This is a genomic window from Amnibacterium sp. (assembly GCF_036559085.1).
GTDB lineage: Bacteria > Actinomycetota > Actinomycetes > Actinomycetales > Microbacteriaceae > Amnibacterium.
Genome location: NZ_DATBTU010000042.1, coordinates 1 through 9,078 on the forward strand (window position 1 = coordinate 1; position 9,078 = coordinate 9,078).

A 9,078-nucleotide genomic window follows, 5' to 3' on the forward strand; every position below is an offset into this window, starting at 1 on the left:
GGTGAACAACCCGAACGTGCTGCGGATCGACGAGAAGGCGAACATCGCCCCGAACACCACGCGGCGCGACTACATCCTCGCCAACGAGCTCAGCCACAAGCTCATCACGCAGGCCCAGTACGACACGGCGGTGCACACGCCGGTCAAGCCGCACATCACGGCGCCGCAGAGCGGTTGCCAGGGCGCGGGTGTGGCCGGCTACTTCTGCGACTACGTCGTCAACACGATCCTGAACGACACGGCGTTCGGCAAGAACTACGACACCCGCTACGCGAACCTGCAGAGCGCAGGCTGGAAGGTCTACACGACGCTGAACCTGGACCTCGAGAAGAAGGCCCAGTCGGTGATGAACACCTACATCCCGAAGCACTCGAACGTGTTCGACGTCGGCGCGACCGCGACCTCGATCGAGGTCGGCACAGGTCGCATCGTGACCATGGTGCAGAACAAGAACTACAACAACAGCACCGGCCGCGACAACATGGTTGTCAACCTCAACACGGACTACGCCTACGGCGGTTCCAGCGGCCTCCAGCCCGGGTCGACCTACAAGTTGTTCACACTGCTCGACTGGCTGAAGACCGGCCATACGCTGAACGCCGAGGTCAACTCGGACCAGCGCACCATCCCCGCCGACCAGTTCCAGCTCTGCGGGTCGCCGGACACCCAGGACGGTCCCTGGAGGGTCGGCAACGACGCCGGCACGGCCGAGAACGGCCTGCACAGCGTCACCCAGGCCACCGCCCTGTCGATCAACGGCGCGTTCGCGACAATGGGTCAGCAGCTGGACCTCTGCGACATCCGCAAGACGGCGGAGTCCTTCGACGTGCATCCGGCCAAGGGCGGCCGGCTCCAGGCCAACCCCTCCTCGATCATCGGCACCAACTACGTGGCACCGCTCACGATGGCGACCGCCTATGCGGGGATCGCGAACAACGGCAAGACCTGCACCCCGATCGCGATCGACAAGGTCGTGAAAGCCGACGGCAGCGACCTCGCCGTGCCGAAGACGTCCTGCCGCCAGTCGGTCGACCCGCAGGTCGCGATCGCTGCGGCATACGCGCTGCGGGCCGTGATGCAGAGCGGGACCGCTGCGGGCGATAACACGAGCGACGGCATCTACGAGTTCGGCAAGACGGGCACGACGGACGGCAACGCCAACACGTGGATGATCGGCACGACCTCGAAGGTCACCACGGCCGTCTGGGTCGGCAACATCAACGGGTACCAGGACCTCCGCCGGACGAATCTCGGCTACTGCCCGGCGGGCTACTCGTCGCAGGCGGCCGTGCAGCGGCATTGCCTCTGGAAGGGCATCCAGACCGAGGTCAACAAGGTCTACGGCGGTGCGACCAGCTGGCCGCAGCCCGAGTCGCAGTACCTGACCGGCGTCCCCTCCGCCACGACGACGGCGCCCACCACCGGTGGCACCGGCAAGGTCCCGAACGTCGTGGGCATGTCGAAGTCGGCGGCCGAGGCGGCCCTCGTGTCCGCCGGATACGCCTGGGCGATCGGTGCCCCGGTGAAGTCGACGCTGCCGGCCGGCCAGATCGTCGGGACGAGCCCCGCCGTCGGCTCCTCGCCGCCCGCCCACACCGAGGTGACGATCATTCCGAGCGCCGGCTAACTGCTGCGCTGTCGGACGGGCCACTTCGGACACATCCGGGCGTCATCGGACGCCCGGTCCGCCCGAGGTGGCCCGTCGTCCGCGCCGGGGCGGCCTGGGCGGAGCGCGTTCACCGCCCCGGCCGTAGGTTGGACGGATGAGCACCTCCCTGCCGTCCCGTGTCCTCGGCCGCACCGGCCGCTCCGTCTCCGCCGTCGGCCTCGGCACGTGGCAGCTCGGCGGCGACTGGGGCGACGTGAGCGAGGACGACGCCCGGTCGGTGCTCGAGGCGAGCGTCGAGGCGGGTGTCACCCTGTTCGACACCGCCGACGTCTACGGGGACGGCCGCAGCGAGCGGATCATCGGCGCCTTCCGCGCCGCGAACCCGTCCGTGCCACTGACCGTCGCGACGAAGATGGGCCGCCGCGTCGAGCAGGTCCCCGAGGCGTACACGCTCGACCACTTCCGCGAGTGGACGGACCGGTCGCGCCGCAACCTCGGCCAGGACACCCTCGACCTCGTGCAGCTGCACTGCCCGCCGACCGCGGTCTACTCCTCGGACGCCGTCTACGACGCGCTCGACACCCTCGTCGAGGAGCAGGCCATCGCGGCCTACGGCGTGAGCGTCGAGGAGTCCGCCCAGGCGCTCACCGCGATCGCCCGACCCCACGTGGCGAGCGTGCAGATCATCCTGAACGCCTTCCGGCTCAAGCCGCTCGACGAGGTGCTCCCGGCCGCCCAGGCCGCGGGCGTCGGCATCCTCGCCCGCGTGCCCCTCGCGTCCGGGCTGCTCTCCGGCAAGTACGACGAGCACACGACGTTCGGCGCCGACGACCACCGCAACTACAACCGGCACGGCGAGGCCTTCGACCAGGGGGAGACGTTCTCCGGCGTCGAGTACGAGGCCGGCGTGCGGGCGGCCGCCGCGTTCACCGCGCTCGTGCGCGAGCACGGACCCGCGGACGCCACCCCGGCGCAGGCCGCCATCGCCTGGGTCGCCCAGCTGTCCGGCGTGACGAGCGTGATCCCGGGCGCCCGCAACCCCGAGCAGGCGCGGTCGAACGCGGCGGCGGCCTCGCTGCCGGCGCTCTCGGACGCGTTCACCGCCGGGGTTCGGGACCTCTACGACACCTGGTTCCGGGCCGCGATCCACGAGCGCTGGTAGCGGCCGGGCGGGTCAGTCGTCGCCCATCTCCGGGTAGCGCTTCTCGACGTTCTCGCGGACCTGCTTCTGCTCGGCCTCGCTGCCGTTCTGGGAAACCCTCGCCAGGGCGTCCCGCGCGTGGGTCTCGTCCTCGATCGGATACTTCCGCTTGCCGGGCTCCGCGAAGTCCGAGTCCTTCAGCTTCTTGCGGTCCGCAGCGCTCAGCTTGCCCATGGCCGCTCCTCTCCATCCGGTCAGGACGGTAGGAGCGTCACCTGGATCCCGTCCGGGAGCACGGTGACGGCGACGTGGGTGAGGCTCGGCGCGACGAGATCGGCCTGCAGCAGCGCCGGATCGACCGTGCCCTCGACCGCGAGCGTCGTCGCACCGGCCGCGCGGCCGGCGATGATCCCGGCCGGGGCGTCCTCGACCACGAGGCAGTCGGTGGGATCCACGCCGAGCCGGCGCGCGGCCTCGAGGTAGGGATCCGGGGCCGGCTTGCCGATCGCCGTGTCGCTCGCGGTGACGAGCACGGGCGGCTCGAGGCCCACCGCGGCGAGGCGGGCGTGGGCGAGCGGCCGGCTGCAGGACGTGACGATCGCCCACGCGTCGCGGGGCAGCGCATCGAGGAGCTCGCGGGCGCCCGGCAGCACGATGATGCCCTCCGTGTCCGCGACCTCCATCGCCTCGATCGACCGGAACGCGGCGTCGACCTGCCCGGGCGGCATGTGCTCGGCCACGATGTCGCGCGCCGGACGGCCGTGCTCGTGGCTCGCGAACACGTCGCCGACGCCCCATTCCTCGCCCCACCGGGCCCAGGAGCGCGCGACGGCGGGAGTCGAGTCGATCAGGGTGCCGTCCAGGTCGAGGAGCACGGCGCGGACGGTCGGCATGGTCAGAGCCTATCGACGGGAACTCGGGCGTGATCCGTGGTTCCGCCGGCGACGGCCGGGCGGCCGCCGTCGCCCGACCGGTACGGGGCGCAGACGATCGCCGAGGCCTACGAGACACGTCGGGCGCTCACCGGGCATCCGGCGCGCACGCTCGAGGAGGCGCTGGCCTCCGCTCAGGGCGCCGCGAGGACCGTCTGCTGCGACGGATCCGCCGATGCCGTGGCGCCGGCGCCCGAGGTACCGGTCGGCGCCGGGCTCGGCGGTGCCGCGGGCGGCGTCGAGGACCCGCTCGGGGTCGATGTCGACGTCGGGGTGGTCGTCGGGCTGGGCGCGGATCCCGGCACCGTGCTGGACGGATCCGGGGACGGGGACGGCGATGTGGGCACCGCGCTCGGTGTCGGCGACGAGCTCGATCCCGTCGTCGGCGCCGGCGAGGGGGTGGGCCTCGACGGGCTGGGCGACGCGCGGGGGGAGCTGCGTGCGTGGGGGGTCGTGGCGACGACGTCGCCGCCGGTCGCGGCGCGCAGGGGGGTCACCTGACCGCCGTCGGTGGCGACAGGTGCGGGGGTGTTCGCGGTGACGCCGTCCTTCGCGCCGGCCTGGTTCACGGCGGCGGCCGGGTTCGGCGGGTTCCAGAGACCGGTGCTCGAGGTGATGATCACCCCGGCGACCGCCGCGGCGAGCGCGGAGGCGCCGACGGCGAGCAGCGTCGGGAAGCGGCGGCGGGGCTCCTCGATCGGCGGGACGACGAGCGGCCGGGCGCCGGTGTCGGCGATCGGGCGCGGGCCGAGGGGGATGCCCGCCGCGGGCGTCCAGAGGCTCGGGTGCGGCAGCGTCGCGTCCTCCTCGGCGGAGGACGCCTCCGCGAGGGACGTCTCGGCGGGAGCCGCCATCGCCGCGGCCGCCAGGACGGGGCCGGCACCGGCGAGCACCGCCCGCGGGACCTCGGCGGTGTGCTCCGCGTCCGGGGCGGTGATCGCCCCGGCGAGATCGCCGCGGAGCGCGGCCGCCACCTCCTCGGCGCGTGGCCGGGCGGACGGGTCGAGCGCGGTCATCCGCGACAGCAGGTCCGCGAGGGCGGGGGAGGCGTCGATCGGCAGGGCGGGTGGCCGGGTGAGCCGGGCGACGGCGGCCTCGGCGGCGGGGCCGGGGAACGCCCGGCGGCCGGTCAGCGTCTCGAGCAGCACGAGGCCCAGCGAGTACACGTCGCTCGCGGGCCGCAGCCGGGAGCCGCGCACCTGCTCGGGGCTGAGGTAGGCGGCGGTGCCGAGGATCGAGTCGCTCGCGGTGAGCGCGGCACCGTCGACCATCTGGGCGATGCCGAAGTCCGTCAGCTTCGCGGTCACGCCCGACAGTCCCTGGCCGGCGCCGGCGCTGACGAGGATGTTGCCCGGCTTCACGTCCCGGTGGACGACGCCCTTCTCGTGCAGCAGCTGCAGCGCGCTCGCCACGTCGCCGACGATGCGCCGTGCGAAGTCCGCCGACAGCGGGCCGCGCGCCCGCTTCAGCAGGGCGCCGAGGTCGTCGCCGACGACCAGCTCCATGACGAGGTAGGAGCCGAAGCGCTCGTCGCCGTTGGACGCGTCGAGGACCGACACGATCGCGGGGTGGTTCACCCCGCCGAGCAGCTGCATCTCCTGCGTCGTGCGCCGCGGGTCGACCGCATCCGCGAAGCCGCCGCGGAACACCTTGACGGCGACCTTCCGCGAGAGCCGCAGATCACGGCCCTTGTAGACGGTCGCCATGCCTCCGCGGCCGATCTCCTCGAGGATCTCGTAGCGGTTGCCGAGGATGTCGCCGGGAACCGGCTCGTCCAGACCCCGCTCGTTCCCCACGGAGTCATTCTTCCGCACCTGGGCTCCCCGAAGACAGGGAGCGATGAGGTCGATCCGGTGACGGACGGCGTGTCGACGTGGATCAGATCGCGGGCTGCTGCTGGGTGATGCAGTGCAGGCCGCCGCCGCGCGCGAAGACGGGCCGGGCGTCGACGGTGACGATGCGGCGGCCGGGATAGGCCTCGCCGAGGATCGCCGCGGCCCGGGAATCCGCGGCCGGATCGCCGAATCCGCAGGCGATCACGCCACCGTTGACGACGACGTGGTTCACGTACGACCAGTCGACGAAGCCGTCCTCATCGGCGAGCGTCTCGGGCGCGGCCAGCGGCACGATCTCGAACGGTCGTCCTGCGGCGTCCACGGCGGATTCGAAGGTCTCCTTCAGCAGCGCGGAGACCGCGGCATCCGGATGCGCGGGGTTCCGCTGCTCGTGCAGCAGCACCCGCCCCGGCGACGGGATGGTGGCCAGGATGTCGACGTGGCCCCGGGTGCCGAAGCGCTCGTAGTCGCGCGTGAGCCCCCGCGGCAGCCAGACCGCATGCCGGGTGCCGAGGGTCCGGGCGAGCTCCGCCTCGACGCGGGCCTCGTCGGCGTAGGGGTTGCGCTTCGGGTCGAGCTGCACGGTGCGGGTGAGCAGCACGGTGCCCTCGCCGTCGACATGGATGGCGCCGCCCTCGTTGACGAGCAGCGACGGCACGACCTCGGCGCCGGCCGCCTCCGCGACCGTGCGGGCGACGCGCTGCTCCCGCTCCCAGCTCGTCCAGTCGTCGTTCGCTCCCCAGCCGTTGAAGATCCAGTCGACCGCGCCGAGCCGGCCGTCCTCGCCGACCACGAACGTCGGCCCGCTGTCGCGGAGCCAGTACTCGTCGAGCGGCACCTCGAGCACGTCGATGTCGGCCGACAGGTGCCGGCGGGCGTCCGCCCGGGTCTCCGGGTCGACGAGCATCGTGACGGGCTCGAACTCGAGCGCGGCGTGCGCCACCGCGCTCCACGCGCGACGGGCCTCCTCGGCGTCCTCGCCGTCACCGAGCGTCGCGTTCGGCCGCGGGAAGGACATCCAGAGCCGCTCCTGGCGGGCGGTCTCCGCCGGCATCCGCCAGCTCACGCGACGGATCCGAACGTCGGGATCGTGCCGAACCCGTGGCGCGCCGCGTCGACCTCGCGGGCGAGCGCGGCGTAGCTGTCGGGCCGGCGGGTGAGCAGGAACGGGAAGAGTGCGAGCCACTCGCGGCGCTGCGCGAGGTCGAGGTCGGCGACGAGCACCGCGGACGCGTCCCGGGGCGCCTCGGCGAGCACGCGGCCGAACGGGTCGGAGATGAACGACGACCCGTAGAAGGTGATCGCGCCCTCGCTGCCGTACCGGTTCGGGACGACCATGAAGAGGCCGCTCGTGATGCCGTTCGCCAAGATGACCTGCCGCCAGAGCGGCTGCGTGTCGAAGGCCGGGAAGTCCGGCTCGGAGCCGATCGCCGTCGGGTAGGCCAGCACCTCGGCGCCCTCGAGCGCGTAGAGGCGCGCGACCTCGGGGAACCACTCGTCCCAGCAGGTCGGCAGCCCGAGCCGCACGCCGAGGCCGGCCGGCTCGTGCACCGGATACGCGCCCGTCGCGTCGCCCGGCCGGAAGTAGGTGTCCTCGTAGTAGCCGGCGGTGATCGGGATGTGCGTCTTGCGCGTCCGGCCCGCGAGCCGCCCGTCGGGCGCGACGAGGAACGCGGTGTTGTAGCCGCGCGGGTCCTCCGGGCGGTCGTCGTCCGCGGGCCGCTCGAATACCGACGCGTGCACGAAGACGCCGTGGCGGCGGGCCTGCTCCGCGGCGAAGGCGAAGGTCGGGCCGCCCTCCAGCGGCTCCGCCGACTCCTTGGCGATCCCGGCCGCGGGCGTGTCCGCCGGGTAGCGGGACAGCGTCAGCTCGGGCAGGAAGACGACCTTCGCGCCCGCGCCGGCCGCCAGGGCGATGCCATCCCCGAGCTCGGCCGTGAGCTCGTCGGGGTCCGGCCGCCAGGCGTGCTGCACGAGCGCCACCCGGAGCGGGGGCTGCGCAGTCGTGTCGGGTGTGCGGAGCGGGGAGGGGAGGGACGGGGCGACGATCAGCTGCACGCTGACATCCTCTCGGACCCGCGCTCGCGTGGTGGTGATGGGGTGGGTTGCCACTTTCCGCCTTCGAGAGCGTGCTTCGAGGGCCAGAAGTGGCAACTCGTGTGGGTGGGCGCCGACTCGCTGGCATCTCGTCTGGTGGGTTGCCACTCTTCGCCCTTGTGGGGGCGCTTCAAGGGCGAGAAGTGGCAACTCACCCATCGGGTGCCTCGCGGGCGAGGTCCGGAAACGCCCTGGCGGGCCGCCCACGGCACCGGCCGGGTCTGGCACCGTTGGGCGCATGGCCGCTCCCGCTCGACGCACCGGCGGTCGCCGTCGGCGGGGGAGCGGACGGAAGCAGGGGCCGACCGGGCTGCATGCGCTCGCGATCGCCGTGGGGCTCGGCGTGCTCGCCGTCGTGCTGCTGTCGTTGCCCTCGCAGGAGTCGACCGCGGCACCGCGGACCTCGGCGCGCGCGGCGGTCGCACCGCCGATCGTCGGCGGCGACGCGTCCTGGCCGAACTGCCATGCCAAGACCGCCCGTGCCGTCCCGCATCCGGCGTTCGCGATCGTCGGCGTGAACGACGGCGAGCCCGGCACGGTGAGCGGCTGCCTGCGGAAGACGTTCGAGTGGGCCGCGACGGCGACGGGCGGCCCGACCTCGGTCGGCTACTACGTGATGGCCGCCGACCCCTGGCAGCCCGCGGAGCGCAGGTGGGCGAAGCCGCGCTGGCCGTCCTCTGCGACGGTCGCGGGCCGCCGCATCCGCATCCCCGCGGCCTACGGCACCCGCTGCGACGGGAAGCACGACAACCGCGCCTGCGCCTACGTCTTCGGCTGGTCGACCGCGCGGTTCGACGCCGCGATCCCGGGCGTCGTCGACGGCGCCACCCGACGGTGGTGGATCGACGTGGAGACGGAGCGGGACTTCAGCGACGACCCGGTCTTCAACGAGGCGATCATCGAGGGGATGGCCGCCTACTTCACGGCCGCCCCCGCGGACGGCGGACTCGGTGCCTCGACGGGGATCTACTCGAACCTGCTCTTCTGGGGCGACATCGTCGGAGACCTGCGTCGCGGCAGCCCGCTCGACCGGCTCGACGAATGGTACCCGATCGGGCCCGGCACCCCCGCGGAGGCCGCAAGGGCGGCCCCCGACCTCGCTCCCTTCACGCCGCACGGCCGCATCACCCTCGTGCAGGTCGTCCAGGGCGGCGTCGACGTCGACGTCGCCGTCCCTCGGTAGGCCGCCCCGGTTACCGTGGCCGGATGACGCTGCCGCCCTCCTTCGACCTCGCCGGGCAGACCGCCCTCGTCACCGGCGCGGGCAGCCCCACCGGCATCGGGTTCACCACCGCCCTCGAGCTCGGACGGCTCGGGGCCGACCTGGTCGTGACCTCGACCACGGATCGGATCCACGACCGCGTGGCCGAGCTGACCGCGCAGGGCGTCCGCGCGACCGGCGTCGTGGCGCGGCTCGAGACCGAGGAGGGCGTCGCCGCGCTCGTCCAGGCGCTCGGCGACCTC

9 protein-coding genes are annotated in these 9,078 nt (G+C 73.2%); 4 read left to right on the top strand and 5 right to left on the bottom strand.

Annotated features, from left to right (window positions below):
- The coding region (locus VIG76_RS07290) for a penicillin-binding protein (RefSeq protein ID WP_331952621.1) at positions 1 to 1,627 on the top strand (1,627 nt) is incomplete at its 5' end.
- Positions 1,628 to 1,775: 148 nt separating this feature from the next.
- On the top strand, positions 1,776 to 2,771 hold the full coding sequence (locus tag VIG76_RS07295) for an aldo/keto reductase (RefSeq protein ID WP_331952635.1): 996 nt from the start codon (positions 1,776 to 1,778) through the stop codon (positions 2,769 to 2,771).
- A gap of 12 nt (positions 2,772 to 2,783) precedes the next feature.
- Here the strand turns inward: VIG76_RS07295 and VIG76_RS07300 are convergent, their stop codons facing one another.
- From VIG76_RS07300 to VIG76_RS07320, 5 genes are all read right to left on the bottom strand, one after another.
- Positions 2,784 to 2,984, bottom strand: a complete 201-nt coding sequence (locus VIG76_RS07300; protein WP_331952623.1) for a DUF6582 domain-containing protein — start codon at positions 2,982 to 2,984, stop codon at positions 2,784 to 2,786.
- Between the two features lie 20 nt (positions 2,985 to 3,004).
- On the bottom strand, positions 3,005 to 3,643 hold the full coding sequence (locus VIG76_RS07305; protein WP_331952625.1) for an HAD-IA family hydrolase: 639 nt from the start codon (positions 3,641 to 3,643) through the stop codon (positions 3,005 to 3,007).
- A gap of 173 nt (positions 3,644 to 3,816) precedes the next feature.
- Entirely contained in the window at positions 3,817 to 5,478 is a 1,662-nt protein-coding gene (locus tag VIG76_RS07310; protein WP_331952627.1) for a serine/threonine-protein kinase, read from the bottom strand.
- Between the two features lie 82 nt (positions 5,479 to 5,560).
- Positions 5,561 to 6,583: an agmatine deiminase family protein gene (locus VIG76_RS07315; RefSeq protein WP_331952629.1), complete on the bottom strand. Its 1,023-nt coding sequence runs from the start codon at positions 6,581 to 6,583 to the stop codon at positions 5,561 to 5,563.
- Positions 6,580 to 7,575, bottom strand: coding sequence for a nitrilase-related carbon-nitrogen hydrolase (locus VIG76_RS07320; protein ID WP_414640617.1), 996 nt, complete (start codon positions 7,573 to 7,575; stop codon positions 6,580 to 6,582). Before VIG76_RS07320 ends, VIG76_RS07315 begins: the two co-directional genes overlap by 4 nt.
- A 277-nt stretch (positions 7,576 to 7,852) precedes the next feature.
- Here VIG76_RS07320 and VIG76_RS07325 point away from each other — a divergent pair, with 277 nt between their 5' ends.
- Both VIG76_RS07325 and VIG76_RS07330 read left to right on the top strand, forming a co-directional pair.
- Positions 7,853 to 8,797: a glycoside hydrolase family 25 domain-containing protein gene (locus VIG76_RS07325; protein ID WP_331952631.1), complete on the top strand. Its 945-nt coding sequence runs from the start codon at positions 7,853 to 7,855 to the stop codon at positions 8,795 to 8,797.
- Positions 8,798 to 8,820: 23 nt separating this feature from the next.
- Positions 8,821 to 9,078 (top strand): SDR family NAD(P)-dependent oxidoreductase (locus tag VIG76_RS07330; RefSeq protein WP_331952633.1); only part of this gene is annotated, 258 nt, incomplete at its 3' end.

Excerpts from the sequence above, each read along its gene's own strand:
- VIG76_RS07300 (WP_331952623.1), bottom strand. The coding sequence starts at position 2,984 with ATGGGCAAGCTGAGCGCTGCGGACCGCAAGAAGCTGAAGGACTCGGAC.
- VIG76_RS07305 (WP_331952625.1), bottom strand. The coding sequence starts at position 3,643 with ATGCCGACCGTCCGCGCCGTGCTCCTCGACCTGGACGGCACCCTGATC.
- VIG76_RS07325 (WP_331952631.1), top strand. The coding sequence starts at position 7,853 with ATGGCCGCTCCCGCTCGACGCACCGGCGGTCGCCGTCGGCGGGGGAGC.